Source organism: Nonomuraea cavernae, from assembly GCF_014646355.1.
Classification (GTDB): domain Bacteria; phylum Actinomycetota; class Actinomycetes; order Streptosporangiales; family Streptosporangiaceae; genus Nonomuraea; species Nonomuraea cavernae.
In genome coordinates, this window is sequence record NZ_BMNH01000027.1 from 81,022 (window position 1) to 107,910 (window position 26,889).

25 protein-coding genes are annotated in these 26,889 nt (G+C 71.9%); 9 read left to right on the top strand and 16 right to left on the bottom strand.

The window, feature by feature from the left end; genetic code table 11:
• Nucleotides 1-51 precede the first annotated feature (51 nt).
• On the bottom strand, nt 52-2,199 hold the full coding sequence (locus IEY82_RS31060; protein ID WP_189127817.1) for a sensor histidine kinase: 2,148 nt from the start codon (nt 2,197-2,199) through the stop codon (nt 52-54).
• A complete protein-coding gene (locus tag IEY82_RS31065; RefSeq protein WP_189127818.1) occupies nt 2,165-3,859 on the bottom strand; it encodes a DEAD/DEAH box helicase in 1,695 nt (564 codons plus the stop codon). Before IEY82_RS31065 ends, IEY82_RS31060 begins: the two co-directional genes overlap by 35 nt.
• Before the next feature lie 274 nt (nt 3,860-4,133).
• Here IEY82_RS31065 and IEY82_RS31070 point away from each other — a divergent pair, with 274 nt between their 5' ends.
• Nucleotides 4,134-6,368, top strand: coding sequence for an Orn/Lys/Arg family decarboxylase (locus IEY82_RS31070; protein WP_189127819.1), 2,235 nt, complete (start codon nt 4,134-4,136; stop codon nt 6,366-6,368).
• A gap of 82 nt (nt 6,369-6,450) precedes the next feature.
• Here the strand turns inward: IEY82_RS31070 and IEY82_RS31075 are convergent, their stop codons facing one another.
• Nucleotides 6,451-6,891 carry a DUF5713 family protein gene (locus IEY82_RS31075; RefSeq protein ID WP_225263160.1) on the bottom strand — a complete coding sequence of 147 codons (441 nt, stop codon included), beginning with the start codon at nt 6,889-6,891 and terminating at the stop codon, nt 6,451-6,453.
• A gap of 83 nt (nt 6,892-6,974) precedes the next feature.
• On the opposite strand from IEY82_RS31075, the gene IEY82_RS31080 reads away from it, so the two are divergent.
• Together IEY82_RS31080 and IEY82_RS31085 are read left to right on the top strand one after the other, a co-directional pair.
• Complete coding sequence (locus tag IEY82_RS31080) at nt 6,975-7,853, top strand: TIGR03619 family F420-dependent LLM class oxidoreductase (RefSeq protein WP_189127820.1); 879 nt, start codon at nt 6,975-6,977, stop codon at nt 7,851-7,853.
• 31 nt (nt 7,854-7,884) lie between these two features.
• On the top strand, nt 7,885-8,340 hold the full coding sequence (locus tag IEY82_RS31085; RefSeq protein ID WP_225263158.1) for a nuclear transport factor 2 family protein: 456 nt from the start codon (nt 7,885-7,887) through the stop codon (nt 8,338-8,340).
• A gap of 169 nt (nt 8,341-8,509) precedes the next feature.
• On the opposite strand, the gene IEY82_RS31090 is transcribed toward IEY82_RS31085, so the two are convergent.
• The 4 genes from IEY82_RS31090 to IEY82_RS31105 are packed head-to-tail and all read right to left on the bottom strand — an operon-like array spanning nt 8,510 to nt 12,369.
• Nucleotides 8,510-9,874 carry an NAD(P)/FAD-dependent oxidoreductase gene (locus tag IEY82_RS31090; protein WP_189127821.1) on the bottom strand — a complete coding sequence of 455 codons (1,365 nt, stop codon included), beginning with the start codon at nt 9,872-9,874 and terminating at the stop codon, nt 8,510-8,512.
• Nucleotides 9,875-9,896: 22 nt separating this feature from the next.
• On the bottom strand, nt 9,897-10,667 hold the full coding sequence (locus IEY82_RS31095; RefSeq protein WP_189127822.1) for an amino acid ABC transporter ATP-binding protein: 771 nt from the start codon (nt 10,665-10,667) through the stop codon (nt 9,897-9,899).
• Nucleotides 10,664-11,413, bottom strand: coding sequence for an amino acid ABC transporter permease (locus IEY82_RS31100; protein ID WP_189127823.1), 750 nt, complete (start codon nt 11,411-11,413; stop codon nt 10,664-10,666). Before IEY82_RS31100 ends, IEY82_RS31095 begins: the two co-directional genes overlap by 4 nt.
• Nucleotides 11,410-12,369: a substrate-binding periplasmic protein gene (locus IEY82_RS31105; RefSeq protein ID WP_189127824.1), complete on the bottom strand. Its 960-nt coding sequence runs from the start codon at nt 12,367-12,369 to the stop codon at nt 11,410-11,412. The genes IEY82_RS31100 and IEY82_RS31105 overlap by 4 nt, the downstream gene beginning before the upstream one ends.
• A 430-nt stretch (nt 12,370-12,799) precedes the next feature.
• On the opposite strand from IEY82_RS31105, the gene IEY82_RS31110 reads away from it, so the two are divergent.
• The 6 genes from IEY82_RS31110 to IEY82_RS31135 all read left to right on the top strand — a co-directional run bounded on the left by IEY82_RS31110 (nt 12,800) and on the right by IEY82_RS31135 (nt 19,400).
• Nucleotides 12,800-13,585, top strand: coding sequence for a DeoR/GlpR family DNA-binding transcription regulator (locus tag IEY82_RS31110; protein ID WP_189127825.1), 786 nt, complete (start codon nt 12,800-12,802; stop codon nt 13,583-13,585).
• The gene (locus IEY82_RS31115) at nt 13,582-15,042 is read left to right on the top strand and encodes an FGGY family carbohydrate kinase (protein ID WP_189127826.1); all 1,461 of its coding nucleotides are present in this window, start codon (nt 13,582-13,584) and stop codon (nt 15,040-15,042) included. Before IEY82_RS31110 ends, IEY82_RS31115 begins: the two co-directional genes overlap by 4 nt.
• Entirely contained in the window at nt 15,039-16,421 is a 1,383-nt protein-coding gene (locus IEY82_RS31120) for an NAD(P)/FAD-dependent oxidoreductase (RefSeq protein WP_189127827.1), read from the top strand. The genes IEY82_RS31115 and IEY82_RS31120 overlap by 4 nt, the downstream gene beginning before the upstream one ends.
• 3 nt (nt 16,422-16,424) lie before the next feature.
• Nucleotides 16,425-17,672 (top strand): NAD(P)/FAD-dependent oxidoreductase, encoded by a 1,248-nt coding sequence (locus IEY82_RS31125; protein WP_189127828.1) that lies wholly within the window; start codon nt 16,425-16,427, stop codon nt 17,670-17,672.
• A 66-nt stretch (nt 17,673-17,738) separates the two neighbouring features.
• Nucleotides 17,739-18,998: an NAD(P)/FAD-dependent oxidoreductase gene (locus tag IEY82_RS31130; protein WP_189127829.1), complete on the top strand. Its 1,260-nt coding sequence runs from the start codon at nt 17,739-17,741 to the stop codon at nt 18,996-18,998.
• Nucleotides 18,999-19,121: 123 nt separating this feature from the next.
• Entirely contained in the window at nt 19,122-19,400 is a 279-nt protein-coding gene (locus IEY82_RS31135; protein WP_189127851.1) for a hypothetical protein, read from the top strand.
• Between the two features lie 91 nt (nt 19,401-19,491).
• Here IEY82_RS31135 and IEY82_RS31140 read toward each other — a convergent pair whose 3' ends face one another.
• The 9 genes from IEY82_RS31140 to IEY82_RS31180 all read right to left on the bottom strand — a co-directional run.
• Nucleotides 19,492-20,157, bottom strand: coding sequence for a response regulator (locus IEY82_RS31140; RefSeq protein ID WP_189127830.1), 666 nt, complete (start codon nt 20,155-20,157; stop codon nt 19,492-19,494).
• Nucleotides 20,154-22,232 (bottom strand): sensor histidine kinase, encoded by a 2,079-nt coding sequence (locus tag IEY82_RS40010; RefSeq protein ID WP_189127831.1) that lies wholly within the window; start codon nt 22,230-22,232, stop codon nt 20,154-20,156. The genes IEY82_RS31140 and IEY82_RS40010 overlap by 4 nt, the downstream gene beginning before the upstream one ends.
• The gene (locus IEY82_RS31150; protein ID WP_189127832.1) at nt 22,220-22,465 is read right to left on the bottom strand and encodes a hypothetical protein; all 246 of its coding nucleotides are present in this window, start codon (nt 22,463-22,465) and stop codon (nt 22,220-22,222) included. The genes IEY82_RS40010 and IEY82_RS31150 overlap by 13 nt, the downstream gene beginning before the upstream one ends.
• 257 nt (nt 22,466-22,722) lie before the next feature.
• A complete protein-coding gene (locus tag IEY82_RS31155) occupies nt 22,723-23,367 on the bottom strand; it encodes a hypothetical protein (RefSeq protein ID WP_189127833.1) in 645 nt (214 codons plus the stop codon).
• Entirely contained in the window at nt 23,364-23,738 is a 375-nt protein-coding gene (locus tag IEY82_RS31160; RefSeq protein WP_189127834.1) for a hypothetical protein, read from the bottom strand. Before IEY82_RS31160 ends, IEY82_RS31155 begins: the two co-directional genes overlap by 4 nt.
• Nucleotides 23,739-23,799: 61 nt before the next feature.
• Nucleotides 23,800-24,198, bottom strand: a complete 399-nt coding sequence (locus IEY82_RS31165; protein WP_189127835.1) for a YbaB/EbfC family nucleoid-associated protein — start codon at nt 24,196-24,198, stop codon at nt 23,800-23,802.
• Between the two features lie 176 nt (nt 24,199-24,374).
• Nucleotides 24,375-25,544, bottom strand: coding sequence for a tetratricopeptide repeat protein (locus IEY82_RS31170; RefSeq protein WP_189127836.1), 1,170 nt, complete (start codon nt 25,542-25,544; stop codon nt 24,375-24,377).
• 38 nt (nt 25,545-25,582) lie between these two features.
• Nucleotides 25,583-25,828: an AfsR/SARP family transcriptional regulator gene (locus IEY82_RS31175; protein ID WP_225263183.1), complete on the bottom strand. Its 246-nt coding sequence runs from the start codon at nt 25,826-25,828 to the stop codon at nt 25,583-25,585.
• A gap of 66 nt (nt 25,829-25,894) precedes the next feature.
• On the bottom strand, nt 25,895-26,889 hold a 995-nt coding region (locus IEY82_RS31180; RefSeq protein WP_189127838.1), incomplete at its 5' end, for an RNA-guided endonuclease InsQ/TnpB family protein.

Consider the following 26,889-nt stretch of genomic DNA (forward strand, 5'->3'; position numbering starts at 1 on the left):
TCATCCATCAGGGACAAGGCTCCGGCCCTGAACGGATCGGAGCCTGCCGGATCATCCCCGTGCCGCTCCGGAACGGGGCGAGCCGGTGATCTTCGCTGCCCGCGAGCGCCCGGGAAGCGGCAGCGTGGCCTCCACCTGTGTCCCCGGGCCGGCGCCGGCCGGGGTGATCAGGCAGGTGCCGCCCAGCTCGGCCGCGCGCTCGCGCATCGAGGCGAAGCCGACGCCGGAGCGGCGGTGGCGGGGCAGCCCCTTGCCGTCGTCACGCACCCGCACGACCAGCGCGTCCTCGGAGCAGGCCAGCGTGACGGTGGTGCGGGTGGCGTCGGCGTGCTTGCGCACGTTGGTCAGCGCCTCCTGGGCGATCCGGTACGCCGCCACCTCCACCGCCGCCGGCAGGTCGCGGGTCTCGCCCTCCGTCTCGACCTGGACGGGTGGGCCCGGCTTCTCGGCGAGCGCCCGCACCGCTCCGAACAGGCCGAGGTCGTCCAGGCTGGGCGGGCGCAGGCCGTAGACCAGCTCGCGGACCTCCTGGCTGACCGTGTCCATGCTGCCGCGCAGGTCGCGCAGCATCCGGTCGGCCGCGGACGGCATCTCCCGCAGGCGCAGCTGGGCCATGGTCAGCGACATCGACATGTGGGTGAGCGCCTGGCCGAGGCCGTCGTGCAGGTCGCGGCGGAGCCGGCGCCGCTCCTCCTCACGCGCGTTCAGGATGCGCTCCCGGGAACGCTGCAGGTCGGCCGTCATCAGCACGGCGTGCGCGACGTCCGCGACGTGCAGGGTCGCGGTCCTGATCAGCCGCTCGGTGTAGGCGGCGGAGAAGCGGCGCGGGCCGGGCGGCCCGATCAGCATCCGGCCGACCGGCTCGCCATGCCACACCAGTGGTACGACGCGCGGCTCCGGACCGACCTGGCCGAGCTCCACCCGCATGCCCGCCGTGCCGGCCTCGACGACGACGCCGGTCACGCCCAGGCCGTCGTGCACCACCGCCGTGACCGCGGCCAGCGCGTTGACCGGCTCGGTCTCGCCGGCCTCGCGCGCCAGTCTCCTGGCCAGTTCCTCGGGCCGGCCGTGCTCGCCGTACAGCATCACGTCGGTGATGCGGCGCAGACGGGTGCGCAGCGGCTGGAAGCACGCGCCCGCCACCAGGGCTGCGGCCAGCCCCGCCACCTGGTCGTAGCCCGACACCAGCAGCGCGGCCAGGGCGCCGACGCCGAAGTACACCGCGCCGACCGCGGCGATCAGACCGGCCGCGATGACGGTCCGGCTGATGACGGTGTCGATGCCGTACAGGCGGTACTGCAGCACCGCGAACGCGATTGCCACCGCGATCAGCGCGGTCCAGATCGTGGCCGGCAGCCAGTAGTCGTCGCCGAGCAGCACGAACAGCGTGTAGACGACGAACGCGCTCAGCGGCCAGGCGATCTGCCTGCGCGCCGTCGAGGAGGCGTGCCGCAGACGTACCAGCAGAGAGATCACGGCCAGCACCACACAGGCGTTGATCAGCACGACCAGTGAGCTCGCCAACGCCGGATGGTAGGGGGCCAGGGCCTCGATCGCCAGGGGATTCGGGATGACCTCCGGCCAGCGGTAGGTGCTCGCGGGCGGGGTCGGCCGCACGATGTTGCGCACGCCCTCGACGAGGGTCACCGCCACACCGGCGATGGCCACCGGCAGCCAGCGGCGCGAGGGCAGGCGGTCGTCCGGTGAGAGCAGCGGTATGAGGATCCCCAGCGTGCAGGCCCCGGCCGTCCAGCCCGTGATCGCCAGGACGCGCAGCCAGCCGGCGCTCTCCAGGTCGCCCGCCGCCGCCTGCGCGAACTGCAGCCCGGTCATCATCACGTTGACCGCGCAGCCGAGGCCGCCGGCGCACATCAGCCAGGCCAGCCTCAGACGGGGACGGTACGCGATCAGGAACGCGCCGATCAGGGGGAACGTCAGGCCCGCGCCGTGGTCGGGCGCCATGGGCGGCCACGGCGCCCACTCGTCCGGCAGGGACGACTGGATCGCGGTGCCGGCCACGGTCAGCGACACCGACAGCACGGCCAGCACCGCGGACACCCCTCGCGCCCACGTCGATCGCGGGGCGGCGCCCGGCGCGCCGCCCCCGCCCCCGGCCATCAGCGGATCGTCGCGGACGGTGTCGAGCGCGCCCACGACCCGGGCGTCATCGTTGCCGTCTGCCGCGCGGGTCACGCTCACGGCGGACGTTCGGTCTCCTGCCCTTGATCGTGCTGCGCCGGAGGGCGTCGATCACCTCGTTGGCCGCGGCCTGCGGCACCTCCACCAGCGAGAACCGTTCGGCGATCTCGATCGCGCCGATGTCGCGCCCGCTCAGGCTGGACTCGCCGGCTATCGCGCCGACCAGGTCCTGGGGCCTGATGCCCGCGCTGCGGCCCAGGCTGAAGAAGAGGCGTTCCATGCCGCCCGCCGGCGCGCGGTGGGATCGCTCGCCGTCGGGGGCGGCCTCCCGCTGCCCGCGCCGCTTGTCCACGGGCCGCACGGTGATCTCGGGGATCTCCTGCTCGTCGAGCGTGGCGCCACTGGCCTCGTGCGCCAGCTTGACGGCGGCGAGTGCCACCTCCATGAGGTCGAACTCGTCGGTGAGCGACTCGACCACGGCGTGGAAGGGCTCCAGGTCGTCCTGCAGCAGGCATTCCTCCAGCGCGGCACGGGTCAGCTCCATCCGGCGCGCCTGGAGGTCGGCGACGGTGGGCAGCCTCTCCACCGGGATCCGCTGTCTGGTCACCCGCTCGATCGCCTTGAGCATGCGGTGCTCGCGCGGCTCCACCAGGGTCAGCGCCACCCCTTCGCGGCCGGCGCGGCCCACCCGGCCGATGCGGTGCACGTACGCCTCGGGCGCGGACGGGACGTTGTAGTTGACGACGTGGGTGAGTTGTTCGACGTCGAGGCCACGCGCGGCCACGTCGGTCGCGATGAGCAGGTCGGCGGTCCCGGCCCGCAGGCGTGACATGACCCGGTCGCGCTGCTCCTGCTCCATGCCGCCGTGCAGGGCCTCGGCGCGGTGGCCGCGGCCGTTCATGGTCTCGGTGAGCTGGTCGACCTCCTCACGGGTGCGGCAGAAGATGATCGCGGCCGTCGGCGCCTCGATGTCGAGCAGGCGGCCGAGCGCCGCGGGCTTGTGCGCCCTGGCGACCAGGTAGGCGCTCTGCTCCACCAGCGGGGTCGTCTGGCGGCCCTCCGCCGCCGCGTGCCCCATCTCTATCCGCACCGGGTCGTTCAGGTGACGGCGGGCGATGCCGTCGATGCGCGGCGGAAGCGTCGCGGAGAACAGCACGGTCTGGCGGCTTTCGGGGGTCGCCGCGAGGATCGCCTCGATGTCGTCGGCGAACCCCATGTCGAGCATCTCGTCCGCCTCGTCCAGCACGACCGTGCGCAGCCCCTCCAGGTCGAGCGTGCCGCGGCCGATGTGGTCGAGGGCCCGGCCCGGGGTCGCGACCACGACGTCCACCCCGCGCTTGAGCGCCTGCAACTGCCGCCCGATGGGCGCACCGCCGTAGATCGGCAGGACGCGGGCACCCAGCGCGCGGCCGTAGCGATGGAACGCCTCCGAGACCTGGATGGCCAGCTCGCGCGTGGGCACGAGCACCAGCGTCACGGGCCCGGCGCCATCGCCGGGCCGCGACATGCGCTGCAGCATGGGCAGCGCGAACGCCGCGGTCTTGCCCGTGCCCGTCGCCGCCTGGCCGAGCAGGTCACGCCCCTGCACCAACGGTGGGATCGCCTCCCACTGGATCGGGGTGGGCTCTTCGTACCCCAGCGCGGACAGGACGTCCAGGAGCTCGGCTCGGAGCCCCAGATCGGCGAAGGTACCCTCGCCACCGGTCGCGTTCATGCTCATCTCCGACTCCTCACGAACTCCCGCTCATCCCTGCCACCGGTCATCTCCCGGGAAGGGCTCCGACGCACCCCGCCCCCTGTGCGCTGTCCGGCGACAGGCCGGTGCGGGGAGCATCGCGGTGCGGACTCGTCCCCGCCGAACACGGCCGGCGTGACCCTCAAGTCGACTCCGATTTTACGGTGATTTCGCAGGCGACGGGCCCGCCCACCCTGAGTGACGATCAACGACTCAGGGTAAAGGGCGGATCGACGGTCCCCCCGGTCTTGGAGTGCGCATGGAACGAACGGTCCTCGCCGCGGTCGCTGAACGCCCCGACGCCGACACGGCACTCGCCGAGCAGATCCGCCGCGTCCGCGCGGCGATGCACGACCTCGGCGTTCAGTTGCGCTGGACGCACCGCACGGAGGACGCGCTGGCGGTGATCGGCTCGGACGCCTCGCTGGCGGGGATGCTGGCCGACTGGGACACCCCGGGCGCCCCTCAGGTGCTGCGGGCGGTCACCCAGCGCTTCCGCGGCCTGCCGGTCTTCCTCCTGACCGCCGAGCAGGAGCTCCCCCTGTGGGTGTACGAGGTCATCCAGGGCTACGTGTTCCCGCTCGAGGACACCCCTGACTTCATCGCCGGCCGCATCGCGCACGCCACCGAGGAATACGCCGAGCGAGTGCTCCCGCCGTTCTTCCGCGCGCTGCGCAAGCTGCAGGACCACCACCAGTATTCCTGGCACACCCCGGCGCACGCGGGCGGCGTGGCGTTCCTGAAGTCGCCGGTCGGGCGGGCGTTCTTCGACTTCTACGGTGAGCGCCTGCTGCGCACCGACCTGTCCATCTCCGTCCCCGAGCTCGGCTCGCCGCTGGACCACACCGGCCCGATCGGCGCCGCCGAACGCAACGCCGCCCGCGTCTTCGGTGCCGACCGCACCTTCTTCGTGATGAACGGCAACGCCACCGCCAACCGCATCGTCGGCCACCACGCCGTCGCCCGTGACGAGACCGCCCTGGTCGATCGCAACTGCCACAAGTCACTCCAGCACGCGCTGACCATCAGCGGCGCGCGCCCCGTCTACCTGGTGCCCGAACGCAACGGTCTCGGCCTGGCCGGCCCCATCCCGCCCGCCGCGCTAGGGGCCGGCACCCTGCGCGCCCGGCTGTCCGGCCACCCCCTCGCCGACGGCGCCCCGTCCTACGCCGTGATCACCAACTCCACCTACGACGGGCTCTGCTACGACGCCGTACGCGTCGCCGAGCTGCTGAGCGAGAGCGTCCCCCGGGTGCACTTCGACGAGGCGTGGTTCGCCTACGCCCGCTTCAACCCGCTCTACGCCGGCCGCTACGGGATGGCCGTGGACGAGCGGACCCTGCCGGGGCCGGGTCGCCCCACCGTGTTCGCCACCCAGTCCACGCACAAGCTCCTGGCGGCCCTGTCGCAGTCGGCGATGCTGCACGTCCGGTCCGCCGAGCGCGCCCCGGTGGACTACGAGCGGCTCAACGAGACGTACCTGATGCACTGTTCCACCTCGCCGCTCTATCCGATGATCGCCTCGCTGGACGTGGCGGCGGGCATGATGGACGGCCCGTCGGGGGCGTACCTGACGGGTGAGGCCGTCCTTGAGGCGGTCAGGTTCCGCCAGGCCATGGTCCGGCTGGCCGCCCGCATCCGGGAGGACGGCCGGCGGCCCGAGTGGTACTTCGGCGTCTGGCAGCCCCCGCAGGTCACGGATCCCGGCACCGGGCGGCCCATCCCGTTCGCCGACGCCGATCCCGTGCTGCTGAGCACCGATCCGGCCTGCTGGACCCTGGAGCCCGGCGCCGCCTGGCACGGCTTCCAGGGCCTGACCGACGGCTACTGCCTGCTCGACCCCATCAAGGTGACGATCACCTGCCCCGGCGCCGACGCCACCGACGGCACCCTCGACTGGGGCATCCCCGCCCGGATCGTCGCCACCTACCTGCGGCGGCGCGGCATCGTCGTGGAGAAGACCGGCGACCACACGCTGCTGGTGCTGTTCTCGATGGGCATCACCAAGGGCAAGTGGGGCACGCTGATCGACGCGCTCACCGACTTCAAGCGCGCCTACGACGACGACCTGCCCCTGGCCGAGGTGCTGCCGGGCTTCGGGCCGCCGGCCACCACGTTGCGCCGCTTCTGCGCCGACGTGCACGACAGGCTCCGCGCGCTCGGGCTCGGCGCGCTCCTCGATGAGATCTTCACCACCCTCCCCGAGCCTGTCCGCACCCCCGCCGACAGCTACCAGGCGTTGATCCGCTCGCGCACGGAACGCGTCCCTCTCGCCGAGCTTCCCGGCCGTGTCTCCGCCGCCACGGTGGTCGTCACCCCGCCGGGGATCCCGATGCTGATCCCCGGCGAGGCCACCGGGCCCGCCGACGGCCCGCTGATGACGTTCCTGCACGCCCTGGAGGACTTCGACCGTTCGTTCCCCGACCTGGCCACCGACATCCACGGCGCGCACCGCGACGACGCCTGCCGCTACCACGTCGAGGTCGAACGCTGACTCACCCGGGGTGGACGACGAGACCGCGGATGACCAGGAAGGTGGCCACCGCCGCGCCATGAGGTGAGGGGCGGCGCCCGTGTCACCACTCGCGGGCGGCGACCAGCTTCTCCGCGTCCGCCTCCGCGAACCCGTACGCCGAGGCCACGAACCAGAAGTCCTCGGCGATCACCTCTCGCGCGACGGTCTCGATCTCACTGCCGGCCGCCTCGAACTCCGCCTCCAGGGCGTTGAACTCCTCCGTCGCGGTCCGGGTGAGCGCGTAGAGCGCCGCGAGATCCGCCGGCCGCTCGGTCTCGATCCGCCCGCACAGCCTCAGCAGGATCGCCTTCGCCTGGTCGAGGACGTGATCCGGGTAGTAGTCGTCTTCGTACAGGTCCTTGAGAAAGGCATGGCCGGCCACCTGCTGGTTGGTGAGCGACATCGCGATCTCCCCTTTCTGCGCGTACGGCTGGATCTCGATGCTGCACCACACCGCCGACACCGGCGACACCGGCAGCCTCCGGAGTAGCGCGACACCCACGGTCCGCTCCGCGGCGCGTGCCGGTTTGACCCGGATCCCACCCGAGCCTTCTGTAGTGGAACAGGTTCTATTACGCTCCTCGCATGCGGTTCACCTATGCCGAGGCCATGACCGATCCGTCGTACTACCTCCCGCTGGCGCGGGCCGCCGAGGCGGCGGGCTACGCGAGCGTCAGCGTCGCGGACTCCCTCGTGTATCCGAAGGAGTCCGACGCGAGCTATCCGTACACCGCGGACGGCGACCGCGCCTTCCTTGAGGACAAGAGCTTCATCGAGACGTTCGTCCTGGTCGCGGCCATGGGGGCGGTGACGTCGACGATCCGGTTCACGCCGTTCGTGCTCAAGCTGCCGGTCCGCCCGCCGGTGCTGGTCGCCAAGCAGGCGAGCTCGATCGCCTGTCTCACCGGCAACCGGCTCGGCCTCGGCGTCGGGCTCAGCCCGTGGCCCGAGGACTTCGCGGTCATGGGGGTGCCGTGGGCGCGGCGCGGAAAGCGGATGGACGAGGCCATCGAGGTGTTCCGCGGCCTGACGGGCGGCGGCTACTTCGAGTATCACGGCGAGTTCTTCGACCTGCCGCCGGTGAAGATGTCACCGGCCCCCACCGAGCCGATCCCCGTCCTGGTCGGCGGGCACAGCGACGCGGCGCTGCGCCGGGCCGCCCGCCTCGGCGACGGCTGGATGCACGGCGGGGGCGACCCCGGCGAGCTGGACCCGCTGCTCGCCAGGCTGGCCGCCCTGCGCGCCGAGGAGGGCACGGCCGACCGGCCCTTCGAGGTGCACGCGATCTCCTACGACGCCTACACGGTGGACGGGGTGCGGCGGCTGGCCGACAAGGGCGTCACCGACCTCATCGTCGGATTCCGGAACCCGTACATCAAGGGGCCGGACACGGAGCCGCTCAGCAAGAAGATCGAGCACCTGGAGCGGTTCGCCGAGTCCGTCATCTCCAAAGTCACCCCTTAACCGGCGAACAAGAACGGGTTACAGTTTCGTGGTGACCGATTCCACCGCCATCACCTGGGACGCGCCGGACGACGACCACGCCGCGCGCCGGACGGCCCAGGCGTCCATGGCCGCGGTCGTCGCCGGGCGCAGGTCCGACTGGCTGGGCCTGTTCGGCCCGGACGCCCTCCTGGAGGATCCCGTCGGCCCCTCGATGCTCGACCCCGAGGGCAAGGGGCACCGCGGCCACCAGGAGATCGCGGCGTTCTGGGACGCCAACATCAGCTCGGTGCGCGCGTTCCGCTTCCAGGTCAGCGACTCCTTCGCCAACGGGCCGAGTTGCGCCAACGTCGCCGCCATCACCATGACCATGGACGGCGGCACGACCATGACGGTCGACTGCGTGATCGTCTACACGGTCGACGAGGCCGGCCTGATCACGTCCCTCCGCGCCCACTGGGAGCCCGATCGCGCGCTGGCCACCCTGACCGGCCCCGAGCGCCGGTAGGCCGCCCGCCCTCAGCGCGCTCTCGGCCCCCACCTCCCGCGTGTGAGCCGCGTGTGAGCCGCGTGTGAGCCGCGTGTGAGCCGCGTGTGAGCCGCGTGTGGGGGCCGCGTGTGGGGGCCGCGTGTGGGGGGCCGCGTGTGGGGGCCGCGTGTGGGCCGCGTGCCGCCGTTCAGGGGCGCGCGGCGCCCGCGCCGAGGGCGGCGCCGGCGCGCAGGGCGGCCCGGAAGCCGGACGCGGCGGCGAGCTCCATGTTGCCGAGATCGCCGAAGTAGTCACCGCAGAAGTGGACGCCGACGTCGGTGCGACGGCTGTGGCGGAGCATCGGCTCGAAGGAGAACCCGGGCCGGCGGTAGGGGATGCCGTGTTCCCAGCGCTGGATCCTGATCTCGCCGAGATTGCCGCGCAGCTGGGGGTACACCCCGACGAGGTCGTCGGCGTAACGCGACTCCACGCCGCTGTCCTCCAGGTCCAGCATCCTGCGGGCTCCGTCGCCTCCGGCGTACACCATGAGGCTGCCGCCGGGACGCCGGGTGCCGCCGGTGCGCAGCGGGTTGGCGTGGTTGAACATCATGTCGAAGGACTGCTCCGTCGCGGTGAGCGCGTAGATGTGGTCCCACGGCATCCGGCCGCGCTCGGTGGTGATGACGCCGGCGCTGACGAAGGGGCCGTACGTGACGCCGGCCAGCACGTCGGCGACGTCGCCGGGCAGGCCCTCGACCACGCGGCGCGAGACGTACGCCGGCGTGGCCATGATCACCTGGCGGGCGCGCAGCGTCTTCTCCTCGCCGTGCTCGCGCAGGGTGACCGTGACGTGGCCGCCCTCCTCACGGACCCTGGTCACGGCGGCGCCGTAGCGCACCAGGTGCCCGAGCTCGGCGGCCATCGCCTCACCGAGCCGGCCCGAGCCGCCGTTGAGGTTGTACGACAGCAGGCTCTTGCGCCCCGCCCACACCCCGCCGAACAGGGCGCCGCCGGTGCCGACGCTCTGGTCCTCCAGCTCGGAGGCGGCGCGGTGCCCGGCCGAGCGGAAGATGCCGTCCACCCGGGCCGGCGGGCGGCCGATCAGCTCACGGAACGACCGGTCGGCCAGGTAGCCGCCGAAACGGGCGGCCGCCCAGCCGGGCCGCTCCCGCTGCGTGTCCTGCCACACCTTGACCGCGCCCACCGCGCGCAGGCCGACGTTGGCCAGGGCGACCCGCTCGCGCAGGGACAGGGGCAGGGTGAACGGGTAGGTCTCGACCCGCTTGTTGGCGTACACCTTGCCGGCGAAGGTCAGCGCGAACTTGGCGCCCGGGATGCCGATGGTCTCCAGCCCGAGGGCCGACGTCATCCGCTCGACGTGCGAGCCGGCGCCCGGGAACAGGTGCGCGCCGAGGTTCATCCAGTATTCGCCCCGTGGCAGCGACATCAACCGGCCGCCCAGCCGTTCGTCGGCCTCCAGCAGCACCACGTCGCGGTGCCGCAGCTGCCAGAGCGCCGAAAGCCCGGCGACTCCTCCACCGACGATGACGACGTCGTGGATCTCGGCATTCATGATGTCTCCGACTCCTTGCAGGTCAGGCGGCGCTGCCTTCGAATTTCGTGTGTTCGGCCAGGAACTTCCTGGTCAGCTGCTCCTGCGGGTTCTCGGCGATCTGTGCCGGGGTGCCCCGCTCGATGACCTTGCCGTCGGCGATCATCAGGATGGTGTCGGCCACGTCGAGGGCGAACTTCACCTCGTGCGTGACGATGATCATCGTCATGCCCTCGGCGCTGAGATCCTTCATGACGTTGAGCACGTCCATGGTGGACTCGGGGTCGAGGGCCGAGGTCGGCTCGTCGAACAGCAGGGCCAGCGGGTTCATCGCGAGCGCGCGGGCCAGCGCGACCCGCTGCAACTGGCCGCCGGACAGCTGGCCGGGCATCGCCAGGGCCTTGTCCATCAGGCCGACCTTGCCCAGCAGCCGGATCGCGGTGTCCACCGCCTCCTCGTGGCCGGTGCGCAGGCTCCGCACCATGGGCAGGGCGACGTTCTCCACCACCGAGAGGTGCGGGAACACGTTCAGTCCCTGGAACAGCATGCCGACCTTGCGGCGCAGCGCGACCAGGTCACGGCCCTTCGCCGCCTTGCGGTCGGCGAACGCGGTCATCCCGCCCACGGTGATGGTGCCGCTGGTGGGGGTCTCCAGGAGGTTCACGCAGCGCAGCATGGTGCTCTTGCCGCTGCCGCTGCGGCCCAGCACGGCGACGACCTCGCCCGGCTGGACGTCGAGGTCGACGCCGCGCAGCACCTCCAGGTCGCCGAACGACTTGTGCAGGTCTCTGATCTGGATCGTCGGTTCGTTCATCGGCCGACCTTCCCCCCTGTGGTCGCGGTGGCGGCCTGGGCGAGCCTCGCCCTGGTGATCCTGCGCAGCTTGCGGTTGGTCGGCGACATCGCCGTGCCCTCACGCAGGTGGGATTCGAGGTAGCCGGCCAGCCGGGCCAGCGGCCAGCTCATCGCCACGTAGATCAGGCCGATCACGATGTAGACCTCCAGCGGCTGGAAGGTCTCCGACGTGATGATCGTCGCCTGGGTCATCAGCTCGCCGCCGCCGATGGTGACCAGCAGCGCGGTCCCCTTCAGCAGGTCCACCAGCATGGTGGCGGTGGCCGGCAGCGCCAGCCGTACGGCCTGCGGCAGCTGCACCGTCAGCAGCACCCGGGCCGGGGTCAGGCCGAGGGCGCGAGCCGCCTCGGTCTGACCCCGCGAGACGCCCTGCAGTCCGCCGCGGAAGATCTCCGCCAGGTAGGCGCCGTAGAACAGCGACAGGGCGAGCCAGCCGGCGGTGAAGGCGTCCAGGACGAGCCCGATGCCGGTCAGGCCGAAGTAGATGATGAAGATGCCGGTGATGATCGGCAGGTTCTTGAACAGCTCGGTGTAGAGGTAGCCGGCCGCGTTGATCACGCGGTTCTGCGACATCCGCAGCACCGCCACGACGAACCCGACCAGGCAGGCGCCGACGAACCCGATCGCGGTCAGCTCGATCGACTTGACCAGCCCGTCGACCAGGACGGGGACGTAACCGCCCCAGTCGACGGAGAGCAAGCTCACTGACCCTCTCCGGCGGTGGGCGCCGTCCACGTGTCGGGCCGGTCGACGCCCTTGCGGATCGTGGTCATCTCCGGGGTGGCGGTCAGGAAGTCGGTGGCGTTGACGCCCCACTTCGTGAGCACGTCACTGGAGGTCTTCGAGGAGAACCAGCCGTTGGTGACCCCGTCCAGCTTGGCGCACAGCTTCTCGGCCTTCTTCGAGCAGTACCAGACCACCTGGTACGGCCGGAAGCCCTGCAGGCCGGGGTTGGCCGCCACCTCCTCGTCGGTGGGCGGCGTCATCGTCTGGACCTCGAAGTCCTTCAGGTCCGGACGGGTGTCGCGCAGGTAGACGGCGGTCAGCGGGTCGATGTTGATCGCGTCCAGCCGGCCCGCGGCCAGGTCCGAGATGGCCTGGGCCCAGGCGGGATAGGTGCGGGCCTTGACGCCCGGGGTGGCGCGGACCGCCTCGTCGTTGATCGATCCGGTGACGGCGCCGACGTTGAGGCCCTTGAGCTCGGCGACCGACGTGGCCTTGACCCCGGGGCGGGTCAGCATCAGGGCGGGACTGTAGTAGACGGGGTCGCTCATCGCGCCCACCTGGGAGCGGTCCTTGGTCCAGGAGATGCCGCCGATGCCGATGTCGTAGCGGCCTGCCTGGACACCGGCGATCATGGCCGAGAACTCCATGCCCTGCGCCTGCACCTCAAGGCCGAGATCCTTGGCGGCGAGCGTGAACAGGTCGCCCTCGACGCCGGTCAGGGCGCCCTTCTCCAAGCCGACGTACGGCATCAGACCGTTCATGAAGCCGACCGACACCTGGCCGGGCTTGTTCACTCCGAGGTCCTCGGCGGCGGCGGTGCCCGAGCCGGCGTCGGAGTCGGAGCCGCAGGCGGCGAGCCCCAATGTGGTGGCGAGCGTCAGGCACGCGGCCGCGACGAGTCGGCGGGATCTCGCGGCGTTCGGGGTGCGCGTCATTTTCGGTACCTCGTGTCCTTTGTCAACGGAACCAGCTGCCTCAGGTGCGGGGCACCGTCCACCACCGTTCGCGGGGCGTGGTGGTCGTAGGCATACGTGGACCGCCGGCTTGTTTCTGGGGGCGGGGCGATCACGATGTTCACGTGGCCGATCAAGCCCGTTTCAGCCCGATCTTGTTGTGGTAATTCGAGGGATTCTGCCCGTGAACATGGGGGTAACGTAGGAATCCGTGGGAACTTTGTCAACGTGACCAGCGTCACAATGGGCCGCAAACCGTTGGTAAATCAGGAAAAATAGCCAGGTGACCAGCGTGAACGTATGGGGCCCAAGAGCTCCGAGTCCGCCCGCATTGACAGCAACACACCGCAGAACCCACAATATCGGTCATGATCGGTCAAAGATTCCTCCGCCCGACGCGGAGGTGGTCCGGGTGCTAGCGGCGGAACGCCACGACCGGATCCTCACCCTCCTGGCCCCCACCGGACACGCCCGCACGGAAGAGCTGGCCCGCTCGCTCGGCGTCTCGGACGAGACGGTCCGGCGAGACCTCTCCGCGCTGGAACGGCAGGGCGTGCTGGTGCGCGTGCACGGCGGGGCGACCCTGCGCGCGCCGATAGCCGGCGAGGAGGCGTCCTTCCTCGACCGCGCGACCCTGGCCACCGAGGAGAAGGTGGCCATCGGCCGCAGCGCGGCCTCGCTGGTGCGCCCCGGGATGACGGTGATGATCGACGTCGGCACCACCGCCCTGGAGGTCGCCCGGTCACTGCCGAACGACTACCACGGCACCGTCGTCACCTGCTCGCTCCTGGTCGCCTCCGAGCTCGCCGGACGGGCCAGGATCGAGGTGCTGGTCTCGGGCGGCCGGGTCCGCGCCGGCGACCTCGCGCTGTCCAACGCGATGACCCTCGCCTTCTTCCAGGACCTGCGGCCCGACATCGCCTTCCTCGGCTCCGGCGGGGTGAGCGCCGACGCCGGCCTGACCGACTTCCACGTGGACGAGGTGGCGACCAAGCGCGCCGTGCTCGCCGCCTCGGCCCGCTCGTACGTGCTGGCCGACTCCACCAAGCACGGCCGGGTCGCCGCGTTCCGGGTCTGCGACCTCGACGGTTTCACCGGGTTGATCGCCGGCACGATGACCGACGCGGCGCTGACCGAGGCGCTGCGCAACACCGGCTGTCACGTGGTGACCAGCAACGACCTGTCCGCCCGGCCATGACCGCGATTCTGGCCGTCGACCAGGGCACCTCGGGCACGAAGGCGCTGGTGCACGACGGTGAGCGCACGCTGTCGGTGGTGGAGGTCCCGGTGCGGCCCGCCTACCTGGACGGCGGGCGCGTCGAGGTGGACCCGCTCGACCTGCTCGAATCCGTACGGCAGGCCGGGACCCGCGCGCTGCGCGAAGCCGGAGACCCGCCGCTGGCCGCCGTCTCCCTGGCCAACCAGGGAGAGTCGGTGCTCGCCTGGGATCCGATGACGGGCCGCCCGCTGTCGACCGTGCTGGTCTGGCAGGACGGCCGCGCCCAGGACGTCTGCGCCGACCTGGCCGAGCACGCCGATTTCGTCCGGCGGCGCACCGGGCTCATGCTCGACCCCTACTTCTCCGCCCCGAAGATGGCCTGGCTGCGCCGGCACGCCACCCGCGAGGGCGTCGTCACCACCACCGACTCGTGGCTGGTCCACCAGCTCACCGGCGCGTTCGTCACCGACGCGACGACCGCGAGCCGGTCGCTGCTGCTGGACCTCGACGAGGTCGCCTGGGATCCCGACCTGCTGGCCCTGTTCGGGCTCGACGACGAGGCGCTGCCCCGGGTGGTGCGCTGCGACGAGGTGGTGGGCGGCACGTCGATGTTCGCGTCGAGGTCCGGAGCGTCGAGGTCCGGCGCGGAGGTTCCGGTCGCCGGGCTGGTCGTGGACCAGCAGGCCGCGCTGGTCGCCGAACGGTGCCTCGACCCCGGCCTGGTGAAGTGCACGTACGGCACGGGCGCCTTCCTGCTCGGCGCCACGGGCGAGCGGGCGGCGCGGTCCGCGCACGGGCTCACCTCGTCGCTCGCCTGGTCGCTGCGGAGATCCACCGGCTACTGCCTGGACGGCCAGGTCTACACCGCCGGCTCGGCCGTACGGTGGCTGGTCGACCTGGGCCTGCTGTCCGCGCCGGACGCGCTCGACGCCGAGGCGGCCGGCGACTCCGGCGGGGCCTGCTTCGTGCCCGGCCTGGCCGGGCTGGCGCAGCCGTGGTGGAACCCTGAGCCGTGCGGCTCGTTCACCGGTCTCGGCCTGGCCACCACGCCGGGCCGGCTGATCCGCGCCGTGGTCGAGGGCCTGGCGGCGCAGGTCGCCACCCTGGCCCAGGCGATGAGCGCCGACATCGGCGTGCCGCTGACCCGGCTGCGGGTGGACGGCGGGCTGACCCGCTCGCGCGCCCTGATGCAGGCCCAGGCCGACCTGCTGCAGGTTCCGGTGGACGTCTACCCGTCTCCGCACGCCACCGCGCTCGGCACCGCGGCTCTCGCCCGGCTGGCGCTCGACGAGGAGCTGTCGCTACCGGCCGCGATCGACGTCTGGTCGCCCGCCAGGTCCTTCGAACCGATCTGGACCGAGCGGAGGGCCGCCGAGGCGATGGCGCGCTGGGAGCAGGCCGCTCGTTCCGCTGCGGCCCGAAAGGACAACCCGTGAAGATCCATGATGTCGCGATCATCGGGGCCGGGGTGGTCGGCTGCGCCGTGGCCCGCGAGCTGGCCGCGTTCGAGCTGGACGTGGTGCTGATCGAGGCCCGTGACGACGTGGGCGACGCCACCAGCAAGGCGAACACCGCGATCCTGCACACCGGCTTCGACGCCACCCCCGGCACGCTGGAGTCCCGGCTGGTGCCGCGTGGCTACGCGCTGCTGTCGAGGTACGCCGGCGAGACGGGCATCTCGGTCGAGCCGACCGGGGCCGTCCTGGTCGCCTGGGACGACGACCAGCTCGCCGCGCTGCCGGGGCTGCGGGACAAGGCCGTCGCCAACGGCTACCACGCCGCCGAACTCGTCGGCCCGGACACCGTCTACGAGACCGTCCCCGCCCTCGGACCGGGGGCGCTCGGCGGGATGACCGTGCCCGGCGAGTCGATCATCGATCCGTGGTCCACCACCCTCGCCTTCGCCTACGACGCGCTGGCCCGGGGCATCGACCTGCGGCTGGGCACCCGGGTCGAGTCCGTGGAGGCCGGGCCGGAGCTGACCACGCTGCGCACCTCGCGGGGCGACGTCACGGCGCGCTGGGTGGTCAACGCGGCCGGGCTCGGCTCGGACGTCATCGACGCCCTCTTCGGCCACCGGCGGTTCACCGTGACGGCCCGGCGCGGCGAGCTGATCGTGTTCGACACGGCCGCCCGGCCGCTGGCGCCGAAGATCGTGCTGCCGGTGCCGACCTCACGCGGCAAGGGGGTGCTGATCAGCCCGACCGTGTTCGGCAACGTGATGCTCGGCCCCACCTCCGAGGACCTGCCGGACCGCACCGACACCTCCACCTCCGAGGCCGGCCTCGCGTCGCTGCTGGACAAGGGCCGCCGGATCATGCCGTCACTCCTGGAGGAAGAGATCACCACCTCCTACGCCGGGCTCCGCGCCGCCACCGAGCACGGCGACTACGTCGTCGACGTGGACGCCGGGCAGCGCTACGCGTGCCTCGGCGGGATCCGCTCCACCGGGCTGACCGCGAGCATGAGCATCGCCGAGCACCTGCGTGACCTGCTCGACGCGGCCGGGCTGCCGCTCAAGCCGCGCTCCGACCTGCCGCCGCCGGTGCGGGTGCCGGTGCTCGGCGAGGCGTTCACCCGGCCGTACCAGAACGACGAGCTGATCAGGGCGGACGCCGAGTACGGACGGATCGTCTGCTTCTGCGAGAAGGTGACGAGGGGCGAGGTGCGCGACGCGTTCGCCGCGCCGATTCCGCCGCGCGACCTCAACGGACTGCGCCGCCGCACCCGCGCGACGCTGGGCCGCTGCCAGGGGTTCTTCTGCGGCGCCGAAGTCGGCCGGTTGTTCGGCGAGGCCACCGGAACGGGGGACTGAGGCATGGAGACGATGAGGCCCGCGGTGGCCGTCGTCGGCGCGGGGCCCGCCGGGCTGACCGCCGCCGCCGAGCTGGCCGGCCTGGTCGACGGCGAGATCCTGGTGCTGGAGCGCGAACGCGTGCCGGGCGGCATCCCCCGGCACAGCGACCACACCGGCTACGGCCTGCGCGACCTGCGCCGGGTGATGAGCGGGCCGGGATACGCCCGGCTGCTGCACCGCCGCGCCGAGCGAGCCGGGGCGCGCATCCTCACCGAGGCCACGGTCACCCAGGTGTCCGACGGCCGTGAGCTGGAGGTGACCACCCCGTCCGGGCTGGTGCGCGTCGAGCCCCGCGCGCTCGTGCTGGCCACCGGCGCCCGCGAACGCCCCAGGCCGGCCCGGCTGATCACCGGCGACCGGGGCGCCGGGGTCTACACCACCGGGCACCTGCAGAACCTGGTCCACCTCCATCACGGGCGGCCCGGCAAGCGGGCGGTCATCGTCGGGGCCGAGCTGGTGAGCTGGTCGGCGGTGCTGACCCTGCGCGAGGCGGGCTGCCGCACGGTGCTGATGACCACCTCGCAGCCGGTCCCCGAGTCCTACGCCGCCTTCCACCTGCCGGGCCGGGCGCTGCTCAAGGTGCCCGTGGCCACCGGCACCCGGCTGGTCTCCGTCGAGGGCGACGCCGGCCGGGTGAGCGCCGTGGTCGTCGAGCAGGCCGGCACCGGACGGCGGCGCCGGGTCGAGTGCGACACCGTGGTGCTGACCGGCGACTGGATCCCCGACCACGAGCTCGCCCGGGGCACCGGGCTGCGCCTCGACCCGCGCAGCCGCGGCCCGGTCGTGGACACCGCGCTGCGCACCAGCCGCCCGGGGGTCTTCGCCGCCGGCAACCTGATCCACCCCGTCGACACCGCCGACATCGCCGCCCTGGACGGCAAGCACGTGGCCGCCGCCGTCCACCGCTGGCTGGCCGACGAGCAACCGGGCGAGGTCGCCTTCGACATCGAGGTCGACGCCCCGCTGCGCTGGGTGGCCCCGTCGGTGGTCCGCCGCGGCGACCCGCCCCCCTCCCGGGGCCGGCTGCTGCTGTGGACCGACACCCTGGTCCGCTCCCCCGTCGTACGGGTGCACCAGGCCGGGCGCCCTCTCGCCCAGCGCCGGCTCCCGTGGCCGGCCTCTCCCGGCCGGGTCTTCCGGGTCCCCTGGTCGCTGCTCGCGCGGGCGGAGCCCGGTGCCGGGCCGGTACGGCTCTCGCTGGCCGGATGACCCGACTTGTCGTACACACCTCTCTGTATTGGACATGACAATGAGCAGTAAGGCTGGCGTCGCGGTATGAGCGCTCTCTCGTCGGTCACCGTCATCGGCGGTGGCGCGGTCGGCCTGGCCACCGCCTACTACCTGCGCAAAGCCGACCTCGACGTCACGGTCATCGAGTCCGGCCGGCCCGGCCGGTCGACCTCGTGGGGCAACGGCGGCTGGCTCAGCCCGGTGCTGAGCATCCCGACGCCCGGACCGGGCATGCCGAGGATGGGCATCGTCGAGACGTTCCAGCGTGACTCCGCCGTGGCGATCCGGCCGCACGCCGCGCCGAGCATGATCCCGTGGCTGCTGCGGTTCGCCCGCCACTGCACCCGGTCCGCCTTCGAGAGCGGCTCGGCCCGGCTGGGCGCGCTGTCGCGGGAGATGTTCGACGGCTTCGACGAGCTGGCCGACCTCGGCGTGCCGGTCGAGGTGCCGCGTCAGGGCAACCTGCGCGCCTGCCTGACCGAGGCCGAGGCCCGCCACCAGCTCGCCGGGCTGGCCCCGATGCGCGCCGCCGGCTACGCCGTGCCCGACCGGATCATGGGCGCCGAGGAGATCCACGAGCTGGAGCCGGAGCTGTCCGACGGCGTGCGCTCCGGGTTCAACCTGCCCGAGGAGCGGCACGTCGACCCGGGCGCGTTCTGCGACACGCTGGCCGAGTACCTGGTCAAGCAGGGCGTACGCCTGCTCACCGACACCCGGGTGACCGGGGTGAGCGCCTCCGGCGGCCGGGTCACCGCCGTCGAGACCACGGGCGGGCAGGTCAGGGCCGACGCGCTGGTGGTCGCCGCCGGGCTGGACACCCGCCTGATCGCCGGCTGGCTCGGCGCGCGGCTGCCGATCCGGGGCGGCAAGGGATACAGCTTCTTCGTACCGTCCGAGCACTCCCCCTCCCACCCCCTCTACCTGTCGCACACCAAGGTCGGGGTGACCCCGCTCAAGGGGGGTTACCGGGTGCTGGGCGGCATGGAGCTGGCCGACGAGACGCTGCGGATCAACCCGCGGATGATCCGGGGCATGATCCGCGTCGCCCGCCGCTACCTGCGGCACCTGCCCGCGGACGAGTCGCTGGACCGGCTGCCCGACCTCTGGGCCGGGCTGCGGCCGATGACTCCCGACGGCCTCCCCGTCATCGACCACCTCCCCCACCTGTCCAACGCCTATGTCAACTCCGGCCACGGCATGCTCGGCGTCGGCCTGTGCATGGTCTCCGGCGCCGCCCTGACGGATTTCATGGTGAGCGGCCGCCGCCCCGACGTCCTGGCTCCCTTCGGCGCGGCCCGCTTCTGACACCCGTCAGCTGGGCGGGGACGTGGCAGGTGCCCCATGTGCCCGGGACACCGGGCGGGCGAGGCTTCGGGTGTTCGAAGAGCCGGGATAACCGGCTCGCAGACCCGAGAAGGGGAAACGCTCATGAAGCGCATGCTCGCCGCCGCAGGGTTCCTGATCGCCCTGGCCGGCTTCGCCCAGACCGCCGCCGCGCAGACCACCGCCACGCAGACCACCGGGGCCCGGCAGCCGGGCACGGTGGTGTCGGTCGCGGCGCCCGCCGACCTGCCCGTGCACCGGGGCAAGTTCTGGTTCCACAGCGACTGCATCACGGCCGGTCAGCAGGGGATCGACCGCGGGCACTGGTCGCAGTACCAGTGTGCGGAGGGGAGCTGGATGTGGAACCTGTGGACCGATCGCTGACGGCCGGATGACGGGGGGCTCGGGATCTCTCCCTCCGGTCATCCCGAGCACCGGCTCCGCGTCACGCGGGCTCGGGATGTCCCCCCTCCGGTCATCCCGAGCCCAGCCCCGCGTCACGGGCCCGGACGATCGCCGCCGCCCGGTCGGGCACCCGCAGTTTCGCGAAGATCGAGCCGACGTGGTTGCGCACGGTCTTGTCCGTGACGAACAACCGCTGGGCGATCTGCCGGTAGCCCAGCCCCTGGGCCAGCAGGTCGAGGATCTCGCGCTCCCGGCCGGTCAGGGTCGGGAACGCCTCCTTGGCCGGGGCGCCCGAGAAGGCGGCGAACAGCCGGGTCAGACGTTCGGCCATGTGCGGGCTGAACACCGCGCCACCTCGGCAGACCGTACGCAGGGCCAGCAGGATCTCCTCACGTACCGCGCCCTTGAGGAGGTAGCCGCGGGCCCCGGCGCGGATCGCCGCCAGCAGGTTGTCATCGTCCTCGGACATCGTCATGACCAGCACGCGGAGGCCGGGATAGGCCCGCAGCAGGTCACGCGTGGCCTCGATGCCCGACTGCCCCGGCAGGTTGAGGTCCATGACGACCAGGTCGGGGGCGGCGCGGGCGGTCTCGGCCAGGGCCTCCTGGCCGGTGGCCGCCTGCGCCACCACGGTGAACTCGGCGTCCAGGCCGACCGCCGCGGCCAGCCCCTCCCGGAACAGGGGATGGTCGTCGACCAGCAGCACCCGCCAGACGCGTGGCCCGTTCTCGCTCATGGGAATCTCCGAGGGTCGTGGGATCCGAGGGTGGTGGGAAGGGTGGCGGTCACGGTGGTGCCGCCGGGGGCGGTGTCGATCGTGGCCGCGCCGCCGATCTCCTCGGCGCGTTCGGCGATCGACGACAGGCCGGTGCCGGGCACCGTGTCCGCGCCGAAGCCGGTGCCGTCGTCGATGACGGTGACAACGAGCGCGCCGGGGCACGCGGTGAAGGTCACCTCGACGCCCCGCGCCCCGGCATGGCGTACGGAGTTGGTCACGGCCTCGGCGGTGATGCGGTAGGCGGCCGTCTCCACCGCCGGAGGCAGGACGGGCAGCGGGGTGGCCGGATCGGTCACCGTGACGCGTACGGCGTCGGTGGTGAGGCGGTGCGCCAGGATCCGGGTCGCGTCCAGCAGCCCCCGGTCCACCAGGGCGGCCGGGGTCAGCCCGGCCGTGATGCGGCGCACCTCGGCCAGCGCCTCGCCGAGGACCTCGACGGCCTCGCGCAGGTGGGCGTCGGCGGCCGGCGGGCCGCACGCCTGCGCGACGCCCAGCCGGAGCCGGACCGCCGCGAGCTGGGGCCCGAGGCCGTCGTGGATCTCGCGGCGCAGCCGCCTGCGCTCCTCCTCCCGGGCCAGCACCAGGCGCTCGCGGGCCGCCCGCGCGTCCTCGGCCAGCCGCAGCGCGGCCAGCGCCGGGCTGGCCTGGTCGGCCAGCAGCGACAGAAGCTCGGCGTCGCGCTCGGCCGGCGTGCTCGCGCCGTCGCGGGCCACCTCCAGGCGGCCCACAACCTGCCCGTGGTGGCGCAGCGGGAAGACCTGCCGGGGCCCGCTCACCGGGGAGCCGGCGGCGGCCAGCACGCGCGGGCCCGCGCGGGTCTCGACGCCGATCCGCGCCCCGGACAGGCCCAGATCCTCCACGACGCTGCGGCAGATCTGCTCGGGCACGGAACCGGGATGGGGGGCCTGCTGGAGGCGTACCGCCAGGGCGCGGACGGCCTCGTGCGGGCGGGCGCGCGGGCCGTAGAAGGCCCGCTCGATCGCCAGGACGGCGTGCCGTACGACCGGCCGGGCGACCCAGCCGGCCACCGCCGCGCAGCAGGCGGCGATCACGACGGCCGCGGTGCGCGCGGCGGGAAAGGCCGCCCACGCTCCCGTCGCGGCGCACGTCGCGGCGATGACCAGCACGGCCAGCACGAACGCGCGGGCCATGCGATGGCTGGTGACGCGCTCCAGCCGCCAGATGCCCCCCCGGGAGGCCGCCAGGCAGATCATGGCACCCCAGAGCGTGACACCGGCCGCCCGTGCCACGATCGTCCAGGTCTCTCCCCACAGGTCGGACAGCAGCAGGCAGACATAGAGCGGGTACGCCGTCGCGATCAGCCCTCGGACCCCGCGTCCCTCCCCCGCCGGCGCCCGCCACGCGCCGCGCGCCAGATCGGCCGTCATCGCCACGGTCACGGCCAGAGTCACCCAGTCGAGGAGGGCGTGGCTGTCGTGCAGCAGGTCCGCGGCCCAGTCACCCGCCGCCGTTTCCAGCCACGGGCTGGCGAATCCGGGCAGGCCGGGGGTGCCCAGAGTCCAGATCACGGCGTACTGGACGCTGGCGGTGACAGCCACCAGCACCACGGTCAGCCGCCAGCGGCGCGAGGCCGGGCCGGGCAGCAGGCACAACGGGAACAGCAGCACGGTCAGCGGCTGGCAGACGGCCCCGGCGGCGCCCAGCAGGATCGCGGCGGCGGCCACCGGAGCCGCGAGGCTCCGCAGGTGGGCGAGCACGTCGGACACGGCGGGCAGCACGATCCACGCCCCTCCGGCGGCCAGCACCAGCCGGCCCCGGCGGAACGCGTAGCGGTCGGCCAGCAGCAACACCGCGACCACGCACACCGGCAGCCCCACCACCAGCCGGGTCACCTCGGCCGTCACCCGGGCCGGACCGGGCGGCGACAGCCCCTGCCGCCCCCAGTCCGGCAGCATCACCGCGAACCTCGCCACCAGGACGGCGAGCAGCAGCGCCGAGGCCATCCCGGCCAGGTGCGCGCCACGGGTGTGCCACCGGACGGTGGCGGCGAGATCGGGGGTCAGTCCACCCAAAGGTCCCACGTGCCGAGGTGGAAGCGGATCGTCTTCACGCAGACGGGGTTGGTCCAGTGCCCCTTTCGCACCCCGTCACGGGCGGCCGCCCGGCATCCGGCCTCGGAGTAGTAGGAGGCGATGTAGCGCTTGGCGGCGGACTCGTCGGCCGCGGCTGCCGCGGCGGCCCCGGCGTGCGTCAGCACGGCGCCGGCGACCGCCAGGCAGGCGAGCAGTCTGGAAGAGGTGCGCATGGGAGCTCCAACGAAGGAGGATCGCGGAATGTGATCACTTGATCACCCATGGTAGCAATGAGCTATCAGCGATCCCCTGTTTCCGCAGATCTGCAGGGACTCCCCCTCCCCCAGCCAGGTCCGCGAAACGTGGGCCGTGGCCTCGCTCAGGGCGCGTCCCCGCCAGCGCGGACCTGACGCGATCGGAAAATGCCGGTAGAGGCTGCCTGCCGACCCTGGCGGCACGAGCGACCATGCTGAGCGGCTCGGAGCATGAATTACGAGCCCAACTTCAGATTGTCCGTCGAAAGTAGGGAGATTTGTTCGAGGATCGCTCTTTTCTTCCTGACGATCCGCAGCGCCGCCTGCTTGCTGGTGTCAAATGTTTCCCGCATCGGCTTCATATTTTCGTCGAATATTGCAATGAGGACTTTGGCTTGCTTTTCTGCATCCCCACGCCGCCAGGGCCACCACGAGGGCTCGATCTCGTCCAAATCCTCCTTGAGCGACAATAGAGCTACCAGAGCGTGCTTCTTGTAGGTGTTAAGGTGCTCCTCCATCACGTCAGCTATCCTGCTGAGCGTCCAGGTCGAGTCGTAGACGTCCTGTGCGTTCGGCACGATAATCGATTCCCAGTATTTCCGGAAGGCTTCAAACGCCACCCCGTCGTTCAGTTTGTCCATCGCATCGATGTGCTTCTGGTCCCGACTGTCACGGTCACGGTCCACCGACACCAGGCTGGAGCCGAGCGCTCCGTGCGGACCCAGCCAGCCCTCGACCGCCGCGTAGTATTGCGAGTTGTCGTCCGAGGGCCATCTGAATTGCATCGCGCCGTTAGCCGTCCAACGCTCGAGGAGCTTCCGCACCTCGTCGTAACCTGCTAAGTCCTTGTGGGACGGGGTGTTCCAGAAGTCTGCGCTCACGGCGTCTCCCCTTCCGGCCTGTCGAGGGCCTTCTCGAGGCCAACAAACGCCTCAGCGAGGTTATGGTCCTCTACGGAAACCTGACTTTTGGCCATTCTTCTGAGGCCTTCTGAGCCGAGCCTCGCCATACCGGCCAGGTTCACCATTGCTTTATCCGCCGCTATAGCCGATGCATCCAGTTCCGAAGCGAGATCATCGGCGATGTACTGCGTCCAAGCGGGATGGGCGCCGCGGTTCTCGGGCCGGAGAGCACGCCGTTCGGGGGCGGTTCTTTCGGTTTCCTCCAACATGTACACCGCATTGTTCTCCAGCAGTCTCGATCCACTCTTAAGGGAATCAGGATTCCATGTGGCGCCTTCTGGGCCGGCCAATTAACTGTCTCCTTGTTCGGCGGCCGGTGATTTCGTGGCCGCGGTGGGCGGGATTGTCGACTCAGCGGTCTTGCGACAGTTTGGCGAGCGTTTCCTGGATCTCCCGCGTTCGATACGCGTACATCTGCGCGTTCTCCTCCAGGCTCTTCCGAAGGCGCTCCTGGATGACGCGCGCCCGCTCCTCACGCAGGGGGGCGGTCGCCTGGGCGAAGCGGCGAAACCAGTCCTCCTGGGCGTTCCGCAGCGCCTCCGCAGCCAGCTCGGCCAGCTCCTCGGAGCCTCGGCGCATCACCGGGGGGTCAATCTCGACGAGCTCGACCAGCCCACTCCCGCCGATCATCACCCGGACACTCTGATCGCCCGACCAGCCCTGCCCCACCAGATCAGCAGCCAGCTCACGCGACTCAGGAAAGACCGACTCCATGGAATAGCCCACTTCAGCCGGGTGACGCTCGTTCATCTCTACTCCGATACGGCACTCGTAGCGGCCCTGAAACCAGCATGATCCTATATAAAGATCGTCCAAGAAAGGGAGGAGTCGTCATATAGCAGCACATTGCATGTTGGATGGACCCATCGGGCTGAGCGATCTTCTGTTTCCACGGACCCAGGGGCTCCCCTCCCCTCGCCGGGTCATCAATCTTCGTGGACGTCCGGCAGGTCGCAGGAGCAGCCCCATCGGCGACGCCAGTCGCTCAGCTCCCCCGCCTCGCGTACGCCGGTCCGTGTGAAGGTGCGCAGCGCGGAGCGCCAGAGGTCGTGCGCGGACGGGCAACCGTCGAGCCGGGAGCGCGCCGCGCCCAGGTCCCGGCGGGTACGGGCGGCCCAGAGATCGTGTTCCATGTCCTCCCACTCGGTCAGGGCCAGGTGGAGGTGGGCGAGGGCCTGTTCGGGGCGTCCCGCCGCGAGATGCGCCTCACCGAGGGTGCGCAGGGCGAGCGCCGTGCCGAACCGGTCACCCAGCTCGGCGCTCATCTCCAGCCCCGCGGCGAGCAGCCGCTCGGCCTCCGCCGTTCTCCCGGCGCGGAGCCAGACCTTGGCCAGGGCCTGGCCGGTGTAGCAGCGCAGGTGCGGGTCGGCCAGCCCGGTCGCCCGCCGGTGAGCCTCCGCGCACCACCTCTCCGCCCCCACGAGGTCTCCCCTGGCCCGGAACACCAGACCGATGCCACGGATGGCGATGATCTCCCCGGGCTGGTGTCCGGCCAGGCGGAACGCCCGCGCCGCCAGGCTCAGCCGGCCGAGCGCCCGCCGGTCGGCGCCCAGTTCGCGATCCGCGACGCCCAGGCCGTAGCTCGCGTGCGCGACGCCCTCGCCGTCGCAGAGCTCCTCGCACATCCGCAGCCCCCGGGTCAGCAGCGGTCTCGCCTCCTCGTGCTCGCCGAGCTCCTTGTGCACGGTCCCCAGGCCGTTCAGCGCGTTCGCCTCACCGCACGCGTCGCCTAGCTCCCGGTAGAGGGCCAGCGCGCGGGTGAAGTGCCGCTTGGCGTCGGCGAACCGGTCCTCGCAGTAGCGCAGCTGTCCCAGCCCGCTCTCTGCGGCCGCCTCGGCACGGCGGCTGCCGCCGGCGCGCGCGGCCGCGTGGGCGGCGTCGAGCGCGCGGTTCCAGGGGTCGAACCGGTTGCGGACGGCGAACAGGGCGTGCACCAGCGCTTCGGTGAGGGCGTAGGCCAGCTCGTCGAACCCGGAGCGGGCGGCGCGCTCGACCAGGCCGACGAGGAACTCCTCCTCGGCGGCGAGCCAGCCGGGAGGGGGGACCACGGTGGGCTCGGCGGGCTCGGGCGGGTGGTGCCTCCTCGGCAGTGTCAAGGGCAGCCGGGGTTCCCGGACCGGCAGGTGCTTCTCGATCAGGGCGAGCTCGTCGTCGGGCCCACGAAGTCGCCGATGTCCGGCGGCAACGGGCTCGGCGGCCCCGGCAGGCCGGGCAGCAGCCGTACGTCGTCGGCGAGCACGCGCCGGTGCAGCTCGCGCAGCTCGGCGCCGGGCTCCAGGCCCAGCTCGGCGACGAGCTCTCCCCGGATCCGCTGGAAGATCTCCAGGGCCTCGCCCCTGCGGCCCGCCCGGTAGAGCGCGAGCATCAACTGGGCGGTCAGCTTCTCGGCCGTAAAGACCGAGCTTGCAGCTCCTCGCCGTCGGTGGCTTCGACGGTCTGGTCCGCGTCAGGCAGCGTGACTCACTGCCCAGCCCGTCTCACCGCGTGCGGCGATGTTGCGGGCTGCGTTGACGTCGGCGTGCTCAGCGAAGCCGCACGACGTACAGGCGAAGGTTTCCTGGTCGGGCCGGTTCTTCTTGGCCACGTGCCCGCAGGCCGAGCAGGCTTGCGAGGTGTAGGCCGGGTCCACCCAGACCAGGGCGACACCGGCGCGGGCCGCCTTGTAGGCGATGAAGTGGCCGAGCTGGTGGAAACTCCATGAATGCAGCGTGACCCGCTGGGGCTTGCGGAGCCGTACCCGGTCGCGGATGCCCTGGAGATCTTCCAGGGCGATGCCTCGCCCGGTGCGTGCAGCCTCGGTCACGATGCGTCTGGCGATGGTGTGATTAAGGTCGGCGGCGAAACGTGCTTCCTTGCGGCGGCGTTTCTTCAACAGCCGTCTGGCGCTCTTGGTCTGTTTGGCCTGCAGGCGGCGGCGCAGCTCCCGGTGGCGGTGACGGACCGCGTTCAGGGTCTTGCCGCTGTGGCGGACACCATCGCCGGTGCCGGTGGCGGTGGTGGCGATGTTGGCGATCCCCAGATCCACCCCGACAAACCCGTCCGGCGCGCGCACCGGAACGTCCGGCAGGTCGCAGGTGGCGATGAGGAACCACCTGCCATCGCGGCAGACCAGGTCTGATTCGCCCTTGCGGTGAGCGGCCAGCAGGGTGAGCTGATCGGCCGAGGCGGTGAACGCCACGCCCTTCATCCGCCCACCCACGGTCCAGATCGACACCGTCCGCGCGTCCAGCTGCCAGGACAGGCAGCGGTCGTCGAACGGCTGGGCCGCGCCGGGGCGAAAGACGATCGGCCGGGCCAGCACCCGTTCACGCCGGGCGGAGCCGGGCCTGCCCAGATGGCCGTTGCGGACATGGGCGTGCAGGGTGGTGTAGGCGTCGGCGACCTTCTTGATGACATGCTGCGCGGCCTGAGCCGCCAGCCCGTACCTGTCCTTGACCTGCC